This window comes from Rhodococcus sp. Leaf278, from assembly GCF_001426085.1.
In the GTDB taxonomy this organism is placed as follows: domain Bacteria; phylum Actinomycetota; class Actinomycetes; order Mycobacteriales; family Mycobacteriaceae; genus Rhodococcoides.
The window spans coordinates 63794-83939 of record NZ_LMRR01000034.1; the positions used below are offsets into that span (position 1 = coordinate 63794).

20 protein-coding genes and 4 tRNA genes are annotated in these 20146 nt (G+C 64.4%); 20 read left to right on the forward strand and 4 right to left on the reverse strand.

Going from position 1 to position 20146, the window contains the following annotated elements:
• Window positions 1-110: 110 nt before the first annotated feature.
• The 3 genes from ASG84_RS19330 to ASG84_RS19340 all read right to left on the reverse strand — a co-directional run bounded on the left by ASG84_RS19330 (window position 111) and on the right by ASG84_RS19340 (window position 382).
• Window positions 111-185: transfer RNA gene (locus tag ASG84_RS19330), tRNA-Val, on the reverse strand.
• A 37-nt stretch (window positions 186-222) separates the two neighbouring features.
• Window positions 223-293 (reverse strand) — tRNA-Cys (locus ASG84_RS19335).
• A 17-nt stretch (window positions 294-310) separates the two neighbouring features.
• Window positions 311-382, reverse strand: a tRNA-Gly gene (locus ASG84_RS19340).
• A 243-nt stretch (window positions 383-625) separates the two neighbouring features.
• Between ASG84_RS19340 and ASG84_RS19345 the strand changes: the two genes are divergently transcribed.
• The 9 genes from ASG84_RS19345 (at window position 626) to pdxS (ending at window position 8773) form a co-directional block, all read left to right on the forward strand.
• A tRNA-Val gene (locus ASG84_RS19345) sits at window positions 626-697 on the forward strand.
• A 116-nt stretch (window positions 698-813) separates the two neighbouring features.
• Window positions 814-1215: a TIGR02611 family protein gene (locus tag ASG84_RS19350; protein ID WP_442970997.1), complete on the forward strand. Its 402-nt coding sequence runs from the start codon at window positions 814-816 to the stop codon at window positions 1213-1215.
• A 101-nt stretch (window positions 1216-1316) separates the two neighbouring features.
• The gene (gene thrS, locus ASG84_RS19355; RefSeq protein ID WP_057478627.1) at window positions 1317-3377 is read left to right on the forward strand and encodes a threonine--tRNA ligase; all 2061 of its coding nucleotides are present in this window, start codon (window positions 1317-1319) and stop codon (window positions 3375-3377) included.
• A gap of 1 nt (window position 3378) precedes the next feature.
• The gene (locus ASG84_RS19360) at window positions 3379-3921 is read left to right on the forward strand and encodes an HIT family protein (protein ID WP_057478628.1); all 543 of its coding nucleotides are present in this window, start codon (window positions 3379-3381) and stop codon (window positions 3919-3921) included.
• A 25-nt stretch (window positions 3922-3946) separates the two neighbouring features.
• Window positions 3947-4627 (forward strand): phosphatidylinositol phosphate synthase, encoded by a 681-nt coding sequence (pgsA, locus tag ASG84_RS19365; RefSeq protein ID WP_057478629.1) that lies wholly within the window; start codon window positions 3947-3949, stop codon window positions 4625-4627.
• Entirely contained in the window at window positions 4624-5529 is a 906-nt protein-coding gene (locus ASG84_RS19370) for a phosphatidylinositol mannoside acyltransferase (RefSeq protein WP_057478630.1), read from the forward strand. The genes pgsA and ASG84_RS19370 overlap by 4 nt, the downstream gene beginning before the upstream one ends.
• The gene (locus ASG84_RS19375) at window positions 5526-6650 is read left to right on the forward strand and encodes a glycosyltransferase family 4 protein (RefSeq protein WP_057478631.1); all 1125 of its coding nucleotides are present in this window, start codon (window positions 5526-5528) and stop codon (window positions 6648-6650) included. Before ASG84_RS19370 ends, ASG84_RS19375 begins: the two co-directional genes overlap by 4 nt.
• Entirely contained in the window at window positions 6650-7675 is a 1026-nt protein-coding gene (locus ASG84_RS19380; RefSeq protein WP_057478632.1) for an NUDIX hydrolase, read from the forward strand. The genes ASG84_RS19375 and ASG84_RS19380 overlap by 1 nt, the downstream gene beginning before the upstream one ends.
• A 156-nt stretch (window positions 7676-7831) precedes the next feature.
• Window positions 7832-8773, forward strand: coding sequence for a pyridoxal 5'-phosphate synthase lyase subunit PdxS (pdxS, locus tag ASG84_RS19385; RefSeq protein WP_082521098.1), 942 nt, complete (start codon window positions 7832-7834; stop codon window positions 8771-8773).
• A gap of 7 nt (window positions 8774-8780) precedes the next feature.
• On the opposite strand, the gene ASG84_RS19390 is transcribed toward pdxS, so the two are convergent.
• Window positions 8781-9443 (reverse strand): hypothetical protein, encoded by a 663-nt coding sequence (locus tag ASG84_RS19390; RefSeq protein WP_235581744.1) that lies wholly within the window; start codon window positions 9441-9443, stop codon window positions 8781-8783.
• Window positions 9444-9481: 38 nt separating this feature from the next.
• Here ASG84_RS19390 and ASG84_RS19395 point away from each other — a divergent pair, with 38 nt between their 5' ends.
• From ASG84_RS19395 to ASG84_RS19445, 11 genes are all read left to right on the forward strand, one after another.
• Complete coding sequence (locus tag ASG84_RS19395; RefSeq protein WP_057478634.1) at window positions 9482-10333, forward strand: acyl-CoA thioesterase; 852 nt, start codon at window positions 9482-9484, stop codon at window positions 10331-10333.
• Window positions 10330-10935, forward strand: coding sequence for a pyridoxal 5'-phosphate synthase glutaminase subunit PdxT (gene pdxT, locus ASG84_RS19400; protein ID WP_057478635.1), 606 nt, complete (start codon window positions 10330-10332; stop codon window positions 10933-10935). The genes ASG84_RS19395 and pdxT overlap by 4 nt, the downstream gene beginning before the upstream one ends.
• 103 nt (window positions 10936-11038) lie before the next feature.
• Window positions 11039-11797, forward strand: coding sequence for a YebC/PmpR family DNA-binding transcriptional regulator (locus ASG84_RS19405; protein ID WP_057478636.1), 759 nt, complete (start codon window positions 11039-11041; stop codon window positions 11795-11797).
• Window positions 11798-11903: 106 nt separating this feature from the next.
• Window positions 11904-12521 carry a crossover junction endodeoxyribonuclease RuvC gene (gene ruvC / locus ASG84_RS19410; RefSeq protein WP_032403327.1) on the forward strand — a complete coding sequence of 206 codons (618 nt, stop codon included), beginning with the start codon at window positions 11904-11906 and terminating at the stop codon, window positions 12519-12521.
• Window positions 12518-13123 carry a Holliday junction branch migration protein RuvA gene (gene ruvA / locus ASG84_RS19415; RefSeq protein ID WP_057478637.1) on the forward strand — a complete coding sequence of 202 codons (606 nt, stop codon included), beginning with the start codon at window positions 12518-12520 and terminating at the stop codon, window positions 13121-13123. The genes ruvC and ruvA overlap by 4 nt, the downstream gene beginning before the upstream one ends.
• A gap of 54 nt (window positions 13124-13177) precedes the next feature.
• The gene (gene ruvB / locus ASG84_RS19420) at window positions 13178-14206 is read left to right on the forward strand and encodes a Holliday junction branch migration DNA helicase RuvB (protein ID WP_057478785.1); all 1029 of its coding nucleotides are present in this window, start codon (window positions 13178-13180) and stop codon (window positions 14204-14206) included.
• A 138-nt stretch (window positions 14207-14344) separates the two neighbouring features.
• Window positions 14345-14755, forward strand: coding sequence for a preprotein translocase subunit YajC (gene yajC, locus ASG84_RS19425; RefSeq protein WP_057478638.1), 411 nt, complete (start codon window positions 14345-14347; stop codon window positions 14753-14755).
• Window positions 14756-14916: 161 nt separating this feature from the next.
• The gene (gene secD, locus ASG84_RS19430) at window positions 14917-16683 is read left to right on the forward strand and encodes a protein translocase subunit SecD (RefSeq protein WP_057478639.1); all 1767 of its coding nucleotides are present in this window, start codon (window positions 14917-14919) and stop codon (window positions 16681-16683) included.
• A 1-nt stretch (window position 16684) separates the two neighbouring features.
• Window positions 16685-17866 carry a protein translocase subunit SecF gene (secF, locus tag ASG84_RS19435; protein ID WP_057478640.1) on the forward strand — a complete coding sequence of 394 codons (1182 nt, stop codon included), beginning with the start codon at window positions 16685-16687 and terminating at the stop codon, window positions 17864-17866.
• 2 nt (window positions 17867-17868) lie between these two features.
• The gene (locus ASG84_RS19440; RefSeq protein WP_057478641.1) at window positions 17869-19596 is read left to right on the forward strand and encodes an ABC transporter substrate-binding protein; all 1728 of its coding nucleotides are present in this window, start codon (window positions 17869-17871) and stop codon (window positions 19594-19596) included.
• A complete protein-coding gene (locus ASG84_RS19445; protein ID WP_057478642.1) occupies window positions 19593-20132 on the forward strand; it encodes an adenine phosphoribosyltransferase in 540 nt (179 codons plus the stop codon). The genes ASG84_RS19440 and ASG84_RS19445 overlap by 4 nt, the downstream gene beginning before the upstream one ends.
• Window positions 20133-20146: the final 14 nt, after the last annotated feature.

Genomic DNA, 20146 nt, shown 5'->3' on the forward strand with positions numbered 1-20146 from the left:
CGAAGTGTGTGCGTCATCTCCACTGTGCACTTCTATGGCGTGAATCACCACAATTGATTCGTAAAGCACAAAAAAGACCCCCTAGAAAGGGGGCCTTATTTGTCTGACTCTGGTGCGCGATACTGGGATTGAACCAGTGACCTCTTCCGTGTCAGGGAAGCGCTCTCCCGCTGAGCTAATCGCGCATGTCCTCGCATCGATTCTGCAACCGATGCACTAGCGAGGTGGAGACGGGAATCGAACCCGTGTGCACGGCTTTGCAGGCCGTTGCCTCACCACTCGGCCACTCCACCATGGGTCGAGACCCTCGAGCGGATGACGGGATTCGAACCCGCGACCCTCACCTTGGCAAGGTGATGCGCTACCACTGCGCCACATCCGCATACCCCGGAGGCGTTCACTGCTGGGCAGTTGCTGTCTCCGTGGTGCGGGGAAAACATTAACCCAACGGGAGTGAAACTCACAAATCTGGTGGTCAGCTGCGGAATTCGAACGATTCGCGCATGTGAAAGATGTGAAAGCAGAGACGAGAGCAGCCCTGTGGAGGCAGTCCGGCGACGTATTCGGTGATCGGGCAGGCGATTCGGTTCGCCGTAGCACCTCGTGTTAATGTTTTGCCTCGTTCGGTCCCGTGGCTCAGTGGGAGAGCGTCCGCTTCACACGCGGAAGGTCGCTGGTTCGATCCCAGCCGGGACCACAGAAAAGAAGGCCCACACCGCCCGTCGGTGTGGGCCTTCTTGCGTTCGAGGCCGGTAACCTGAGCCGGTGAGCACCGAACAATCGAAGCCCGACGCCGTCGACGACCAGAATCCGGTGGACAAGGCGAAGGTGAAACACCGGCGCTTCCGGGCGCGTATCGCCGAGAACAAGTCTCTCGATCTCGGCTACCGAATCACGGTCGGTGTCGTCGGAACCATCGTGCTCATCTTGGGTGTGCTCGCCATCCCGTACCCCGGGCCGGGTTGGCTGATCGTGTTCGCGGGACTGGGCATCCTGGCGTCGGAATTCGCGTGGGCCAAAAGTGCACTCCGATTCGTCCGCAAGAGGTACGACGCTTTCATGGCCTGGTTCTCGAAGCAGTCGATGTTCGTCAAGGGTCTGGGCGTGCTGTTCACCACGATCGTCGTGCTCGCAACTCTGTGGCTGCTCGGAACCTTCGCGCTGGTCGGCGGCTGGTTCGGCCTCGACTGGACCTGGCTCGAAAGTCCGATCTGACGAACGCGCCGCGCTGAGGGCCGACGAGGGGCTCGATGCCGATAGGCTGTCGGAGGCCTTCCTGGCCCGAAGAACCGATCGAGGAGTACATCGCCGTGAGCATGCCCGTTGTCGCCGCAGTTCCACCCGCCCGCATCATGGTGCCGGCAGGAACGACGGCAGGTACGGCGCTCCGCGACACCGGCCTGCCGAACAAGGGACCCGACGCCATCGTCGTTGTGCGTGATCCCGACGGCAAGCTCCGTGACCTGTCGTGGGCACCGGAGGGCGACACCGAGGTCGAGCCCGTTCCGGCGAACACCGAGGATGGGCGAAGCGTCATCAGGCACTCGGCTGCGCACGTTCTGGCGCAGGCCGTTCAAGATCTCTTTCCCGACGCCAAACTGGGCATCGGACCGTTCATCAAGGACGGCTTCTACTACGACTTCGACGTGAAGCAACCGTTCACTCCCGAGGATCTGACCGCACTCGAGAAGAAGATGAAGCAGATCGTCAAAGCGGGACAGCGTTTCTCGCGTCGGGTCTACGAATCGGTCGAGCAGGCCCGCGAGGAGCTGGCGACCGAGCCGTACAAGCTCGAGCTGATCGACGACAAATCCGGCATCGACGATCCCGAGGTCATGGAGGTCGGCGGGGGAGAGCTGACCGCCTACGACAACCTCAATCCTCGTACCGGCGAGCGCATTTGGGGCGATCTGTGCCGCGGACCGCATATCCCCACCACCAAATACGTGCCGGCGTTCAAGCTGACCCGCAGTTCGGCTGCGTACTGGCGCGGTAATCAGGACAACGCAGATCTGCAGCGCATCTACGGAACCGCATGGGAGTCCACCGAGGCGCTCGATGCGCATCTCGAATTGCTGGCCGAGGCCGAGCGTCGCGATCACCGCAAACTCGGATCCGAGCTGGACCTGTTCAGCTTCCCCGATGAACTGGGCTCCGGTCTTCCGGTGTTCCATCCGAAGGGTGGTGTGATCCGCAACGAGCTCGAGAACTACTCCCGGCAGCGGCACATCGAAGAAGGCTACGAGTTCGTCAACACCCCGCACATCACGAAGGGCCATCTCTACGAGGTGTCCGGCCACCTCGACTGGTACCGGGACGGCATGTTTCCCGCCATGCATCTCGACGCCGAACTCGACGAGAACGGTGACGTGCGCAAGCCCGGCCAGGACTACTACCTCAAGCCGATGAACTGCCCGATGCACAATCTCATTTTCCGCTCCCGCGGTCGCTCGTACCGTGAGTTGCCGTTGCGGCTCTTCGAGTTCGGTTCCGTGTACCGGTACGAGAAGTCCGGCGTCATTCACGGTCTCACTCGGGTACGGGGCATGACCCAGGACGATGCGCACATCTTCTGCACGCGTGAGCAGATGCGCGGAGAGCTAACCAGCACACTCGAGTTCGTCCTCGGACTGCTCAAGGATTACGGACTCGACGATTTCTACCTCGAGCTCTCCACCCGTAATCCGGAGAAGTCGGTCGGCAGCGACGAGGTCTGGGAAGAGGCGACCAATACGCTCGCCGAGGTCGCGGCAGCGTCGGGTCTGGATCTGGTACCCGATCCGGGCGGTGCGGCGTTCTATGGACCCAAGATCTCGGTGCAGGCCAAGGATGCCTTGGGCCGTACCTGGCAGATGTCGACCATCCAGCTCGACTTCAACCTGCCCGAGCGGTTCGAGCTCGAATACACCGCCTCGGGCGGAGTCAAGGAACGCCCGGTGATGATCCACCGCGCACTGTTCGGTTCGATCGAGCGATTCTTCGGTGTACTCACCGAGCACTACGCCGGTGCTTTCCCGGCGTGGCTCGCGCCGGTTCAGGTTGTGGGCATCCCGGTTGCCGAGGTACACCAGGATCACCTGTTCTCGGTGGTGAAAGAGCTCAAGAAGCTCGGGGTGCGCGCCGAGGTCGATGCCAGTGACGATCGGATGCAGAAGAAGATCTTCAACCAGACTGCACAGAAGATCCCCTTCATGCTTCTCGCCGGCGAACGCGACGTCGAGGCCGGTGCCGTCAGCTTCCGATTCCGTGACGGAACCCAGGTGAACGGTGTTCCGGTTGCGGAGGCAGTAGCAACGATCACCGACTGGATCTCCCAGCGCAACAACGCATCACCGACCGCCGAACTCGTGCAGACCAGTACCGCAGGAGTGAGTTGACATGCCCGATCAGGACGAGTCGATCGTCGCCACCGGTGCCGGTGAGCCCGATCGGTTGCAGCGACTGTGGACCCCACATCGGATGTCGTACATAGCCGAGGCCCCGCAGGCCTCGGCCAAGTCGAGTGAGCCGTTCTCCGACATCCCGAAGATGAGCGACGAGGACGGGCTGGTGGTCGCGCGGGGTGAATCGGTCTACGCGGTACTCAATCTGTACCCGTACAACCCCGGCCACACGATGATCGTCCCGTACCGCCGAGTGGCGGCACTCGAAGATCTCACGCCCGCCGAGAGTGCCGAGTTGATGGCATTCACCCAGCAGATGATTCGCGTCATCAAGACGGTGTCGCGCCCGCACGGTTTCAACGTGGGCCTCAATCTCGGTGCCGCAGCAGGCGGATCCCTGGCCGAACATCTACACCAACACATCGTCCCGCGTTGGGGCGGCGATGCAAACTTCATCACGGTGATAGGCGGAGCGAAGGTGATGCCGCAGTTGCTCCGCGACACTCGGGCCCTGCTCGCGTCGGCCTGGAACGAATGAACCACACGCGAGAGGAGCACGCGCCGTGCTGAGTATTTTCGGCCGTGCGCCGGTGTCGAAGGTGACCGCCCCGCTCGGACGCGCCCTCAACAGCACCGGACTGACCCCCGACTCGGTGACCCTCATCGGCACTGTCGTCACCGTCACGGCGGCAGTGACGATGTTCCCCGCGGGCTATCTGTGGTGGGGTTCGATCGTCATCACGCTGTTCGTTCTCTTCGACATGCTCGATGGAGCCATGGCACGGGCCAGGGGCGGAGGCACCAAGTACGGGGCCGTCCTGGATGCGACGTGCGATCGAGTTGCCGACGGCGCGATCTTCGGTGGCCTGGCCTGGTGGGCCGTGTATTCCGAGCAGAACAAGCCCCTGCTCGTGGCCACGTTGATCTGCCTGGTCACCTCACAGGTGATCTCGTACGCCAAAGCGCGGGCCGAGGCCAGCGGACTCTCGGCCGACGGTGGTTGGATCGAGCGCCCGGACCGCCTCGTCATCGTTCTCGTCGGAGCCGGGTTCACCGGCGTGGGTAGGCATTTCGATATCCCGTGGTTGGACAGCCTCATTTACCCTGCAATGTGGGTGCTCGCAGCCTTGAGCATCGTGACGGTGTTCCAACGTGTGCTGGCCGTCCGCGGGTCGGACGGGGCCCGCGACATCATCGTGCCCCCGACCCCCACCCCCGGCGACGGTGACGTGGCTGCGTCGTGAATGTCTCCGACAGAGCCAGCGACCTCGGGTATGCAGCCGGGTGGCGTCTGGTCCGATCGCTGCCGGAGGGTGTGGCGCGAGGTCTCTTCGATCGCGGTGCAGATATCGCGGCCACCCGAAATGGTGGCCCGAACCAGTTGCGGCGCAATCTCGCTCGTGTCCTCGGAACCACCCCCGGCGAGGTGCCCGACGAATTGATTCGCGACAGCGTCCGCTCGTACGCCCGCTACTGGCGCGAGGCGTTCCGGTTGCCGTCGATGGATCTGGCCGCGCAGGCCGCGGTTATCGACCGGTGTGTGAACGGACAGGAGCATCTCGAGGCCGCGCTCGCGTCGGGCAAGGGTGCCGTGCTGGCGCTACCGCACAGTGGCAATTGGGACATGGCCGGAATGTGGCTGGTGCGCAAGCACGGTGGTCTCTCGACGGTTGCCGAACGGCTGAAACCCGAATCGCTGTACCAGCGGTTCGTTGCGTATCGCGAGAGCCTCGGCTTCGAGATCTTTCCGCTCAGCGGAGGTGAGCAACCGCCTCTGCGGGCGCTGAGCGAGCGCCTGCGCGAGAACAAGGTGGTCTGCCTCCTCGGCGAACGAGACCTGGCCAAGCACGGCGTTCCGGTGACGTTCTTCGGTGAACCGACCCGTATGCCTGCGGGGGCCGCAAAGCTGGCGATCGACACCGGGGCGACGTTGCTGCCGGTGCACGGTTACTTCGACGGTGACGGGTGGGGCTTCGACATCTCCCCGGCAGTGGATGTCTCGCAGGGAATCGATGTCGCCACACAAGCATTGGCGGATCACTTCGCTGCAGGCATTCGGTCGCACCCGGCCGATTGGCACATGCTGCAACCACTGTGGATGAGCGACTGGTCGGCCGAACGGCGCGCCCGAATCGAGGGCGCGTGAAGATCGGTATGGTCTGCCCGTACTCGTTCGATGTTCCCGGCGGGGTGCAGGCGCATGTCCAGCAGTTGGCGGAGGTGTTCATCGAGCGCGGGCATCGGGTGAGCGTGTTGGCGCCCGCGTCGGACGACGTCGAGCTGCCGGAGTTCGTGGTGTCGGCGGGGGAGGCGCTCGCCATCCCCTACAACGGATCGGTCGCGCGTCTCCGGTTCGGACCGGTGACGTATTCCCGAATCCGAAAGTGGATCTTGGACAACGATTTCGACGTTCTCCACATTCACGAACCGAACGCTCCCAGTCTGTCGATGCTCGCGCTCAAGGCCGCGGACGGTCCGATCGTGGCAACGTTCCACACCTCCACCACGAAGTCTTTGGTGCTCAGCACCTTCCAGGGCGTCCTGCGTCCGTACCACGAGAAGATCAGCGGCCGGATCGCCGTCTCGGAGCTGGCTCGACGCTGGCAGGTCGAGGCACTCGGATCCGATGCCGTGGAGATTCCCAACGGCGTCGACGTGCCCGCGTTCGCCGATGCCGCTGTGCTGGAAGGCTATCCGCGGGTCGGCCGTACGGTGCTCTTTCTCGGCCGATTCGACGAACCGCGTAAGGGAATGTCCGTTCTTCTCGGTGCGCTGCCGGCCCTGGTCGAGTCCCATCCCGATATCGAGATCCTCGTCGTCGGCCGCGGCGACGAGGACAAGCTCCGCAAGGATGCAGGCGCCCTGGCGTCACACCTGACCTTCCTGGGGCAGGTGGACGATGCGACGAAGGCCTCCGCAATGCGCAGTGCCGACGTCTACTGCGCCCCGAATCTCGGCGGCGAAAGCTTCGGTATCGTGCTCGTCGAGGCGATGGCCGCCGGAACACCGGTCGTGGCAAGCGAACTCGACGCCTTTCGCCGGGTGCTGAAGGACGGCACCTGCGGACTGCTGGTTCCGATCGACGACTCCGATGCCCTCGCCGTAGCCGTCACCTCGATCCTGTCCGACGAGTCCGTCCGAGACCGGCTGGCCGACGCCGCGTCGGTCGCTGTGTCCGCCTACGACTGGCCCGTCGTCGCCGAGCAGATTCTGCGGGTCTACGAGACCGTCACTCTCGGCGGGCAGAAAGTGCGAGCGTCGACCTGATGACCCTCTCTGCCGTCACCATCCTGGTGCTGGGGCTGATTGCAGTCCTGATTCTCGTTGTAGGTTTGTGGGCCTACGGGACGGCGAACCGACTCGATCGCCTGCATGTTCGTACCGACCTCGCCTGGCAGTCTCTCGACGCTGCCCTCGCGCGCCGTGCCGTCGTCGCGCGTACAGTGTCCGCCGCTACCCGCGACTCGGCACCGTCGAGCAGAGAACTTGCTGCGTTGGCCGATCGAGCCGAGCGTGCCGACCGGTCGGAGCGGGAAGAAGCCGAGAACGCGGTGTCCATGGCTCTGGCGGTCGTCGAACCGGATGCGCTTCCCCCGCAATTGGTTGCGGAACTGGCCGACGCCGAAGCGCGAGTTCTGATTGCGCGGCGCTTTCACAACGATGCCGTCCGCGACACTCTGGCGTTGCGAGTTCGTCGACCGGTCCGGTGGTTGCATCTCGGCGGAACTGCCGCGCTGCCGTCGTACTTCGAGATCGCGGAGCGCTCTGTCGCCGCTGCGTTCGGCAGCGCGAATCGGGCCACTCCGCGAACCTCGGCACGAGTGGTGTTGCTCGACGAGCGCGGCCGAGTTCTGCTGCTGCGCGGGCACGATCCGACAGTGCCCGACATCTTCTTCTGGTTCACGATCGGTGGAGCAGTGGAGAAGGGAGAATCACTTCGCGAAGCAGCTGTGCGAGAAGTGCACGAGGAAACGGGATTGCGCGTCGACGCCGCCGACCTGCGCGGTCCGCTGTGGCGGCGAGTTGCCACGTTCCCGTTCAACGGAACTCTGATCAGGTCCGAGGAACTGTTCTTCGCGCACCGTACGCAGGAGTTCGAGCCGGAGAGCGCCGGCTTCACCGATTTCGAGCGACGGACCGTGACCGGGCATCAGTGGTGCACCGAGTCCGACATCCGGGCTCTCAGCGCGCTCGGCGAGAATGTCTATCCCCAGGACCTGGCGGAACTTCTCGACGAGGTGAACGTGGCTCTCGCTCGACGCGGCGACCCGGACGTGCGCGCCATTCGGTAGTCATCTGGACCCTTTCGAGCAGTCCAGCAATCTCCAAGTGGTTATGGGAATTGCACTCTCGAAGGCCTACTGTTCTGGGCGCGACATCGCGCCGCGCGCGATCGCACCTATCAGCCCGTAGCGCCGCAACAGCGTCGAAGAACACAGGAGTTTCCCTTGACTACCCCACAGTCCTCGAACACGCCCGCCGCATCGGTCGACGGTGGATCCGGCGAGAACGGAGTCGGCACCGCGCGCGTCAAGCGGGGTATGGCCGAGATGCTCAAGGGCGGCGTCATCATGGACGTGGTCACCGCCGATCAGGCCAAGATCGCCGAAGACGCCGGAGCCGTCGCCGTCATGGCTCTCGAGCGCGTTCCCGCCGACATCCGCGCCCAGGGTGGGGTGTCGCGCATGAGCGATCCCGACATGATCGACAGCATCATTTCTTCGGTGAGTATCCCGGTGATGGCCAAGGCGCGCATCGGCCACTTCGTCGAGGCCCAGATCCTGCAGAGCCTGGGCGTCGACTACATCGACGAGTCCGAGGTGCTCACCCCGGCCGACTACGCCAATCACATCGACAAGTGGAACTTCACCGCTCCGTTCGTGTGCGGTGCCACCAACCTGGGTGAGGCCCTGCGCCGAATCACCGAGGGCGCGGCCATGATTCGCTCCAAGGGCGAGGCCGGCACCGGCGACGTCTCGAACGCGACGACACACATGCGCAAGATCCGCGACGAGATTCGCCGACTCACCTCGATGCCCGAGGACGAGCTGTACGTGGCGGCAAAGGAATTGCAGGCACCGTACGACCTCGTCGTCGAGATTGCCAGGGCAGGCAAGCTGCCTGTCACGCTGTTCACGGCCGGCGGTATCGCCACTCCCGCAGACGCGGCGATGATGATGCAACTCGGTGCCGAGGGAGTGTTCGTCGGATCGGGAATCTTCAAGTCCGGCAACCCGAAGGAACGCGCCGAGGCAATCGTCAAGGCGACCACGTTCTTCGACGACCCCGACGTTCTTGCGAAGGTCTCGCGTGGGCTCGGTGAGGCGATGGTCGGAATCAATGTCGACGACCTTCCCGTCGGACACCGGCTCGCCGAGCGCGGTTGGTGACTCGTATCTAGGGCCGGCGTTCCAAGGCCGGGCGGTCCGGATGGTCCCATCGGACCGAGAAATCCGGCCGGCCTGTGGAACGGTCCAACCGATCCAGGCTGTCGTAGTAGGTGATCAAAGGCTCGCAGGTCCACTCTTCGGCCGGGTCGGTTCTACGTCGCAGCGCAGTCTCGGACAATCGAAGGTGCACCGACAGATCGACGTCCAAGGCTCGCCCGAGCAGCATGGGACCGGCAATCAGCACGATCTCGTTCGGCGCGGCCGGCACGCTGCGGGCGCGAGCAGATCGATCGGTTGCCTCATTCCACAGACGAGGCAGGAAGTGACCTCGGCCACCGGGCCGTAGCGGCGCGATGACCTCCCGAGATATGGCCTCGTAGTCGAACCACAGTGTGCGATAACTCAATTCGTCGTGGCGTGAATACTCGAATCGGATCGACGCTGGTCGGACGTAGTCGTGCAGATCCACCACGGTTGCCGGACGTCCGCCGGTGCGGGCGTGTTCTGCTGTGCGCGAGGCGAACTCGACCGGCCGCGCAGCATCGGCACCGTCGATCACGACGATCGTTCGTACGTCGGCCGGACAGGATTCGACGATCGATTCCACGAGGAGATCGGGAAAGATCGGTACAGGTTGACCCACACCGACCATCTTGCCTGGTCGATCCATTGTTAGCCTGATCCACCGGAGAAAGGTGGGCATCAGCCATGGCCAGTATCGAGGACATTCTCGAATTGGAACGGATCGAGAACGACATCTATCGGGGACGGACGTTCCCCAGTCGTCTTCCCCGGACGTTCGGCGGCCAGGTTGCAGGCCAGGCGCTCGTCGCGGCGGTGCGTACGGTGGCACCCGAATTTCGCGTGCACTCGCTGCACGGCTATTTCCTGCGGCCGGGCAACCCCAACGAGCCGGCGGTCTTCATGGTCGATCGCGTCCGTGACGGACGTTCGTTCTGCACGCGCCGAGTCACCGGAATTCAGCACGGCAAAGCAATATTTACGATGTCCGCGTCGTTTCACGGCGACGACGACGGTATTTCTCACCAGGACCTGATGCCCGACGTCGTCGGCCCGGAGACTCTGCCCGACCCCACCACCCTCGCCGAGTACGACAGCTCGTACTACAAGGAGTGGTCGGAATGGGACATCCGTCTCATTCCAGATGACCAGACCGTCAAGCATCCGAATTTCGCTGCGCAGCAACGGGTGTGGTTCCGCTACCGGGACACGTTGCCCGACGATCAGGTGTTCCACGTCTGCGCTCTGGCCTACATGAGCGATATGACGCTCATCGGATCGGCCAAGGTGCCGCATCCGGATGCCGTCACGCAGACGGCGTCACTCGATCATGCGTTGTGGTTCCTGCGTCCGTTCCGGGCCGACGAGTGGTTGCTCTACGACCAGACGTCGCCGTCCGCCGACTTCGGGCGAGCACTGGCGCAGGGTCGAATCTTCGATACCTCCGGTCGGATGGTCGCAGCGGTGGTGCAAGAGGGATTGATGCGTTTCGAGAGGGACACCTCGAAGCAGCACGTCGATCCCTTCGGTGTGAAGTGAGTGCTCCGACCATTGGAGTTCTCGCACTGCAGGGCGATGTTCGCGAACATCTGGCCGCACTCGAGTCGAGTGGCGCGCATGGAGTCACCGTGCGGCGTGCATCCGAACTCGAACGGATCGACGGGCTGATCATCCCCGGTGGCGAATCGACGACCATGAGCAACCTGCTCGGGGTGTTCGACCTTCTCGAGCCGCTGCGTGCTCGATTGGCCGAGGGCATGCCCGCCTACGGATCGTGCGCAGGAATGATCTTGTTGGCGTCCGAGATTCTCGATACCAGACCCGACGCGCGGCATCTGGATTCCCTCGATATCACTGTGCGGCGCAATGCTTTCGGTCGTCAGGTCGACTCGTTCGAGACCGATCTCGACGTCGTCGACATCGACGGTGGCCCGGTGCGAGCGGTGTTCATCAGGGCACCCTGGGTCGAGCGTGTGGGCGAACACGTCGAGGTCCTCGCCACCGTGCCGCATGGACCGGCCGCGGGGCGTGTGGTGGCCGTTCGGCAGAACTCGGTGCTGGCAACGAGCTTCCATCCCGAGGTCACCGGAGACAATCGTGTGCACCGACTGTTCGTCGACATGGTGCGCCGTAGTCGGTGACGGTGTGCGGTCGTGGGACCGGCTGGAGCCGGTCGGTCCCGAGCGCGGTACCGGGCGAGTAAAGTCGACAACACTGATTTCGAGCAGGAAGGGGCTCTATCGCATGAGCGGCCACTCAAAATGGGCCACCACCAAGCACAAGAAGGCGGTGATCGACGCCCGACGCGGCAAGTCTTTCGCCAAACTCATCAAGAACATCGAGGTGGCGGCCCGCACGGGTGGCGGTGACCCCACGGGCAATCCGACTCTCTTCGATGCCATCCAGAAGGCGAAGAAGACCTCGGTTCCGATCGACAACATCGAGCGGGCCCGCAAGCGAGGAGCAGGCGAAGAGACCGGTGGAGCCGATTGGCAAACCATCATGTACGAGGGCTACGGCCCCAACGGCGTGGCGATCCTCATCGAATGCCTCACCGACAACCGCAACCGCGCCGCCGGCGAGGTACGCGTGGCGATGACGCGCAACGGCGGAAACATGGCAGACCCGGGATCGGTGTCGTACCTGTTCTCGCGCAAGGGCGTGGTGACGCTCGAGAAAAACGGTCAGAGTGAGGACGACGTCCTGATGGCCGTCCTCGAAGCCGGTGCCGAAGAAGTGAACGACAACGGCGACACGTTCGAGATCGTCAGCGAACCCACGGACCTGATCGCAGTGCGCACCGCACTGCAGGAGGCCGGATTCGACTACGACTCGGCCGAGGCGAGCTTCCAGGCCTCGGTCAACGTTCCGGTGGACGCGGACGGCGCACGCAAGGTGTTCAAGCTCATCGACGCGCTGGAAGACAGCGACGACGTGCAGAACGTGTGGTCCAATGTGGACCTGTCCGACGAGGTCATGGCCGAGCTCGACGCAGAGGACTGACCTTCTCGGTTCGATCGAACCAACAGGCCGGGTGTCGTATCCCTGATCCGTCGGTGCGCTCCGCTACGCTATCGAACAACAGTTCGTAAGCGGAAGGTGTGGTGGCGTGCGGGTGATGGGTGTCGACCCCGGCCTGACCAGGTGTGGGCTCAGTCTGATCGAGGGTGGCGTGGGTCGATCGGTGGTTGCTCTCGACGTGGATGTGGTGCGTACGCCCGCGGACATGGATCTTGCGCAGCGGTTGCTGCGTATCTCCGAGGCAGCCGAATACTGGCTCGATACCCACAAGCCCTCGGTGGTGGCGATCGAGCGAGTGTTCGCGCAGCACAACGTGCGCACTGCCATGGGTACCGCGCAAGCCGGTGGAGTGATCGCGCTGGCGGCGGCCCGGCGCGGAGTGGATGTCTGCTTCCACACTCCCAGTGAAGTCAAGGCCGCGGTCACCGGCAACGGTTCGGCCGACAAGGCCCAGGTCACCGCGATGGTCATGCGCATCCTCGGTCTGCAAACGGCCCCGACCCCCGCGGATGCCGCCGACGCACTCGCACTCGGGATCTGTCATTGCTGGCGAGCTCCGATGATCGCCCGGATGGCGAAGGCAGAAGCCATGGCGGCAGAACAGAAGCGCAAGTACGACGCGCGTCTGGCCGAGGAGCGTAAGGCTCGTGCCGTCGTTGCACGCAGAATCGAGAAGATGGCCAAGAAAGAGGCGGGCGCACGATGATCGCATCGATCAGAGGCTCGGTGATCGACATTGCGCTCGATCACGCCGTGCTCGAGGCGGCCGGCGTCGGCTATCGCATCAGCGCCACCCCGGCGACGTTGGCCACGCTGCACCGCGGAAGTGAGTCGACGCTCCTGACCACGATGATCGTGCGGGAGGATTCGCAGACGCTGTACGGATTCCCGGACAAGGAGTCGCGCGAGCTGTTCGAGTTGCTTCTCACCGTATCGGGCGTCGGGCCGCGGATCGCAATGGCCACGCTCGCCGTCCACGAACCGGACGCGCTGCGAACAGCGTTGGCGGACAGTGATATCGGAGCGCTGACGCGGGTTCCTGGAATCGGCAAGCGGGGCGCAGAGAGAATGGTCGTCGAACTACGGGACAAGGTGGACGCAGTGGTCGGACGCGCAGGTACGTCCGTTCTACCGGGTTCGGGTGCCGGAAACTCGATGCGCGACCAAATCGTCGAGGCGCTGATCGGACTCGGCTTCCCAGCGAAGCAGGCCGAGGAGGCCACCGACGCGGTACTCGCCCAACAGCCCGAGGCCACGACGTCGATTGCCCTGAGGTCGGCGCTCGCGTACCTCGGGAAGTCCAGGTAGGCCGGCGTGGACGAGGACGACCAGTTCGCCGAATCTCAGGTGGGCGCGGACGCGATGTCCGACGACCTGGATGTCGAGACGAGCCTGCGTCCGAAGAACCTCACCGATTTCATCGGCCAGCCTCGGGTACGTGAGCAACTCCAGCTCGTACTGTCCGGTGCAAAGATGCGCGGCGGCACTCCCGACCACATTCTGATGTCCGGGCCTCCAGGGCTCGGCAAGACGAGTATGGCGATGATCATCGCCGCCGAGCTGGGAACCTCGCTGCGGCTCACGTCCGGGCCGGCGCTCGAGCGGGCCGGGGACCTGGCCGCGATGCTCAGCAACCTGGTCGAGGGAGACGTGCTGTTCATCGACGAGATTCACCGCATCGCCCGTCCGGCCGAGGAGATGCTGTACCTGGCGATGGAGGACTTTCGCGTCGACGTCATCGTCGGTAAGGGGCCGGGAGCGACGTCGATTCCGCTCGAGGTGGCTCCGTTCACGCTCGTCGGAGCGACCACCAGGTCGGGTGCACTCACCGGTCCGCTGCGTGACCGGTTCGGGTTCGTCGCGCACATGGACTTCTACGAGCCGAGCGAGCTCGAACGCATTCTCATGCGGTCGGCGGGGATCCTGGGGGTGCCGATCGACCGAGACGGCTGTGCCGAGATCGCCGGCCGTTCGCGTGGCACACCGCGTATTGCGAACCGATTGCTCCGGCGGGTGCGCGACTACGCGGATGTGCGGGGCGACGGCACCGTCACCCGGGAGACGGCAAAAGCCGCTCTGGTGGTGTACGACGTCGACAAACTCGGCCTCGACCGACTCGACCGGGCCGTCCTCAGCGCGCTCATCCGCAGCTTCGGTGGGGGACCGGTCGGTGTATCGACGCTGGCCGTCGCCGTCGGTGAAGAACCATCGACGGTCGAGGAAGTCTGCGAGCCGTTCCTGGTGCGAGCAGGCATGATCGCCCGTACACCGCGAGGTCGCGTCGCAACTGCCACCGCGTGGCAACATCTCGGTCTGACCCCGCCGCCGGACCTCGCGGTAGGGGGAATTTCGGTCCGATCCTCCGAGGCTGCGCAGGGATTATTCGACTGAATCGGGCAGAACAGGACACGAAGGGACCGGACCGGTTCCCGGTGATGGCACACTGGGTAGCTGCGAGGCCCACACCCACGGCGTTCTCGCACGAGACAATGACGATTTTCGACCCGAACTTCGAGGACTGACCTTCCGATGGATTTGCTGTTTCCGCTGCTGATCGTGGCCCTTCTGGTACCGCTGTTTCTGAATGCGCGTCGACAGAAGAAGGTGCTGGCCAAAACCACGGAGATGCAGGACTCGCTGAAGGTCGGCGACGAGGTCGTCACCACGGCGGGCCTGTACGCCCGCGTCGTTCTGGTCGAGGACGACACGATCGACCTCGAGATCGCGGACGGCGTCATCACCACCTGGTCTCGCGCGGTGGTGCGCGAGGTACTGCCCGATGGCTCCGAATTCGACGACACCGAGTTCGAGACCACCACCGACGCGGACGTCTCGGCAATCGACTCGAGCCCGACCGCAGGGCCGTCGTTGCACAAGACCGACGTCAGCGGGCCCGACGAGACCGTGGAACAGACGTCGAAGCGGCTCGAAAAAGAGTGAACGGCCGTTGATCCGAACCGCTGTCGGAGAGAGAATCCGGCAGCGGTTTCGTATGCAGTGACCGATGTGGTGCACAATCGCACCGCCCGCCGCTGACGCATCGAGCCGGCAGGCCCCGCAGGAACCGACACTTTCATCGCCTCAGAGGAGAAACACAGACCGTGGCAGCTTCCAGCGGACCGGTGCGTCCCGCGCGCTATCTCGCCGTTTTCGCGGTGCTGATCGCAGCGGTGTACGCCATGGTCTTCTTCACCGGAGACAAAGACCCCTCGCCGAAGTTGGGGATCGACCTGCAGGGTGGCACGCGTGTGACTCTCACCGCGCGCACCCCCGACGGCAACGCACCGACACAGGACAGCCTGAAGCAGGCACAGCAGATCATCGAGACTCGCGTCAACGGTCTCGGTGTCTCCGGGTCCGAGGTGGTCATCGACGGTGACAACCTGGTCATCACGGTGCCCGGTGACGACAGCTCGCAGGCGAGAACCCTCGGCCAGACCGCGCGTTTGTTCATCCGCCCGGTCGTGGGGTCGGTGGCCCCGTCGGCGGGCCAGGGTGCCAGTGGTTCGGAGCAAGCGCCGGTGGATCCGGCCGCACCGGCTGATCCGGCCGTCCCTGCGGATCCTGCCGCGCCTGCGGCACCACAGAGTCGAGTGTTCCCAGCTCAGGATCCGACCACGGTCGATCCGACTCCGGCACCCGCCACGGAGGCACCCGCCACGGAGGCACCTGCCACGGACGCGCCCGCTGCGGAGGACCCTGCGACCGACGCGTCGTTGTCCGATGCCGATCGCGCTGCCCAGGAGATCGCAGACGCCAAGACGTTGCGACAGAGCGAGGATCCACAGATTCAGCAGCTGGCGATGCAGTCTCTCGATTGCAACGCGGCCGACCCCCTCGCAGGCAACGACGATCCGGCTCTGCCGCTCGTCGCGTGCTCCACCGACGGGACGGCCGTCTACCTCCTGGGCCCGACGATCATCGACGGTCAGCAGATCGCCGACGCCACCTCCGGATTCGACAGTCAGCAGGCTCAGTTCCAGGTGAGCCTGACGTTCGACTCGGACGGCTCGAACACCTGGGCGCAATTCACCGCGGCGAACCTGCAGAAGCAGGCAGCATTCGTGCTGGACTCGAAGGTGATCAGCGCGCCGGTCATCCAGGGTGCTACCCCCGCGGGCAGCGCTACCTCGATCACCGGCAACTTCAACGCACAGAGCGCCTCGGAGCTGGCCAACACCCTCAAGTACGGCTCGCTGCCGCTGTCCTTCGTCTCCTCCGAGGCCGAAACCGTCTCGGCCACGCTCGGGTTGGCTTCGCTGGAAGCCGGTCTCATCGCCGGAGCCATCGGACTGGCGCTGGTGCTCGTCTACTGCCTTCTCTACTACCGCGCCCTGGGTCTGCTCACTGCCCTGTCGTTGGCACTGGCGGGTCTCGTCGTCTACGGCATCATCGTTCTGTTGGGCAGGTGGATCAGCTTCACCCTCGATCTCGCAGGCATCGCCGGACTCATCATCGGCATCGGTATGACCGCCGACTCGTTCGTGGTGTTCTTCGAACGCATCAAGGACGAAATTCGCGAGGGTCGAAGTTTCCGGTCGGCGGTACCGCGAGGCTGGGCTCGCGCACGCAAGACGATCCTGTCCGGTAACGCGGTCAGCTTCATCGCGGCCGCCGTGCTCTACGTACTCGCGGTGGGGCAGGTCCGTGGATTCGCCTTCACCCTCGGTCTGACGACGATCCTCGACATCATCGTCGTGGTCTTGGTCACCTGGCCACTGGTGTACCTGGCTTCCAAGTCGAAGTTCTGGTCCAAGCCGTCCGTCAACGGTCTCGGTGCCGTCCAGCAGATCGCGCTCGAACGCAAACGTGCAGCCAACAAGGCGCTCGCCGTGAAGACCGGCATCACGCCGTCGAAGGAGGCATGACATGTCGGATACGACCACGTCGACCCCATCGCCCCTCGACGACTCGGGTGTCGATCAATCGACTCAGCCCAAGCACAGCTGGCTGTCCAGGCTCTACACCGGAACCGGTGCTTTCGACATCGTCGGGCGTCGCCGCTTCTACTACATCCTCACCGGTGTCATCGTGTTGGTGTGCCTGCTGAGCTTCCTCGTGCGCGGCTTCACGCTCGGCATCGATTTCGAGGGCGGGACTCGGATCGCTCTGCCGGCCGCGGACAACATCTCCACCGAGCAGGTCGAGACCGTCTACGACGACTCGCTGGGTATGCCCCCGGTGTCGGTGCAGACGGTCGGCTCGGGTGCGGCAGCAACGGTGCAGATTCGTTCCGAAGCTCTCGACCCCGGTCAAGTGGACAGCTTGCGTCAGGCGTTGTTCGAGGCGTTTCAACCCCAGGACAACAGCGGCACTGCAACTCCCAACGCGATCAGCGTGTCCGACGTCAGCGAGACCTGGGGCGGCCAGATCACTCAGAAGGCGTTGATCGCCCTGGCTGTGTTCCTGGTCATCGTCAGCATCTACATCGCTGTCCGATACGAACGGGACATGGCCTTGGCAGCGCTGGCCGCTCTGGGCTTCGACCTCGTCGTGACGGCAGGGGTGTATTCGCTCGTCGGATTCGAGGTGACTCCGGCGACAGTGATCGGGCTGTTGACGATCCTCGGTTTCTCGCTGTACGACTCGGTGGTGGTGTTCGACAAGGTCGAGGAGAACACTCGCGGCATCTTGAACCTGCATCGCAAGACGTTCGCGGAGCAGGCGAACCTGGCCGTCAACCAGACCTTGATGCGCTCGATCAACACGACAGTCATCGGTGTCCTGCCCGTGATCGCGCTCATGATCGTGGCTGTGTGGCTGCTCGGCGTCGGCACACTCAAGGACCTGGCGCTGGTGCAGCTCGTCGGCATGATCGTCGGTGCCTACTCGTCCATCTTCTTCGCTACTCCGCTGCTGGTGACGCTCAAGGAGAAATGGGGACCGGTCGCTGTGCACACACGCAAGGTCCACTCCAAGCGGGCCGATGCCGCCGCCCGCGCGGCAGGTCTCGCTCCCGAACCGGTGGCCGTCGGAGTGTCCACCACCAAAGCGTCGACTCCGCAGCCGGGTAATCGGCCCACCGGAAAGCGAAACAAGAAGCGACGGTAGGCATGCACGCTCGACCGGAACGGAGAGTGCACGTGAAACGCAGGTGGAGCGCGGCACTGGTGGCAGCTGGTGTCGCTGCGGTGTCCATCACCGCGTGTTCGGCACCCGAGGACAAGGTTCCCTCGATCGGCTACTCGTTCGACAACGTCGTCGACACGTACAACGCACGAACGGTCGACGGCGCGGCGTCGGGAGCCCGGCAGGCGTTCACCCGGGTGCAGGTGGGCTTCAGCTACCTCGGGCCCGAGGGAGATGCGTTGTCGGACAACGATATCGGTACAACGGCCATCGTTCCCGGTGACACGTTGACCGTGCAGTACTCCATTGCCCCGGCAGCGAAGTACTCCGACGGTGCACCGATGGCCTGCGACGACCTCGTGTTGGCCTGGGCAGCGAACAGCGGCCGATTCGCCGCCGACGGTCCCGTGTTCGACGCGGCGTCGTCGGCCGGGTACTCGGACATCCAACGCATCGACTGCGTACCGGGGGCCAAGGAGGCCACGGTCGTGTTCGCTCCGGGGCGGAGTTACCAGAACTGGCGCGCCCTGTTCGGTGCCACCGATCTGTTGCCTGCGCACGTGGCTGCCCGGGCTGCCGGGGTACCGAACGTCGTCGATCCCATCCTGGCCGGTGACAACGACGTCGTCGGCCGGATCGCCGAGTTCTGGAACACCGGGTGGACCCTGACTCCGGGCGCGATCGATACCTCGTTGTTGCCCTCGGCGGGGCCGTACCGTGTCGAGTCGTACACCGTCGACGGGGGTCTCGTTCTCGTCGCGAACGAGGCCTGGTGGGGAATTCCGCCCGAGACCGAGCAGGTCGTCGTCTGGCCCAAGGGCACCGACCTGGCTGCGAAGGTGGCGGACGGCTCGCTCGACGTAGTCGACCACGGTGCTGGTGCCGTCGATCTCGGCTCGACCGAGGGATTCGCCACCAGCGAGGAACCGTCACGAGGCCTCGAACAGCTGACCTTCGCAACGCAAGGGGTGCTGGCCGACGCGAGCGCGCGACGCGCGGTGGCCGCGTGCATCCCGAGATCTGATCTGTTCGACACGCTCGGGCATCCGGGATCGGACGCACCGGAGGCAGGGCTCGGCTCGGGCATCGTCGATGCTCGACTCGTTCAGTTGGACACCCTCGAATATCCGGCGGTCGCCACGGTGGTCGGCGATCGGTATCGGCGCTCGGACCTGGATCAGGCAGGGAAGGAACTTGCCGCTGCCGGCGAGAGCGCCCTCACCGTTCGCGTCGGCTACCGGGGACCGGATGCTCGCCGCGCACAGGAAGTCGGCCGCATGGCTGCCGACTGTGCCGCTGCCGGTATCACCATCGTGGATGCGAGCTCGCCGGAGTTCACGCCGGCCGCTCTGCGCGACGGTGCCGTCGACGCGGTTCTGGGCAGCAGTGGCTCTCTGCCCGGGCCATCGGGGTCTGCAGGTGGAGCCGTCGCACGCTATGCGCTGAGGACGGGAATCGGACTGAACGTCGGCGGCTACAGCAACGGCAGGATCGATTCCATCGTCGACCAGCTGGCGGTGACCGATGACCCGGAACGGATATTGGCTCTCGCCACGGAGGGTGAGAACATCCTGTGGAACGACATGCCGTCGCTTCCCCTGTACAACGAGCCGCGCACCACCGTCGTCAGCGACGGTATGCAGGACGTGGTGCCCAACCCCACGGCCGCTGGTGCCGGATGGAACATGGATCGGTGGGTTCTTCTTCGATGAACGACGCAGGTGATCGGACGGATGCAGTCGCTGCCGTGGCTCGGCTGACGCGGTGGGTCGACGACTTTCCCGTTCCTGGAGTGCGTTTCGGCGATCTGACGCCGGTGTTCGCAGACGGCAGTGCGTTACGCAGCGTCGTGTCGGAGTTGGCGCAGGGCCAACACGACGTCGACCTGGTTGCGGGAATCGACGCGCGCGGCTTTCTGCTGGGGGCTGGTGTGGCTCTGGAGCTGGGCTGCGGTGTGCTGGCGGTGCGCAAGGCGGGCAAGCTGCCGCCACCGGTTCATTCGCGGTCCTACGACCTCGAATACGGCACCGCCGAGTTGCAGATTCCGACGGCGATCGATGTTGCGGGACGGCGGGTGTTGGTGATCGACGACGTGCTCGCGACGGGCGGTACCGTCGACGCGACCGCACGGTTGTTGGCCGATCAGGGTGCGGTGATAGTCGGTGCCGCCGTCGTTCTCGAGATCACAGCCTTGCGTGGGCGCGAAAGGTGCACTGACTACCCGCTTGCCTGCCTGGTTCGAGTATGAGGACTAAAGTCTCT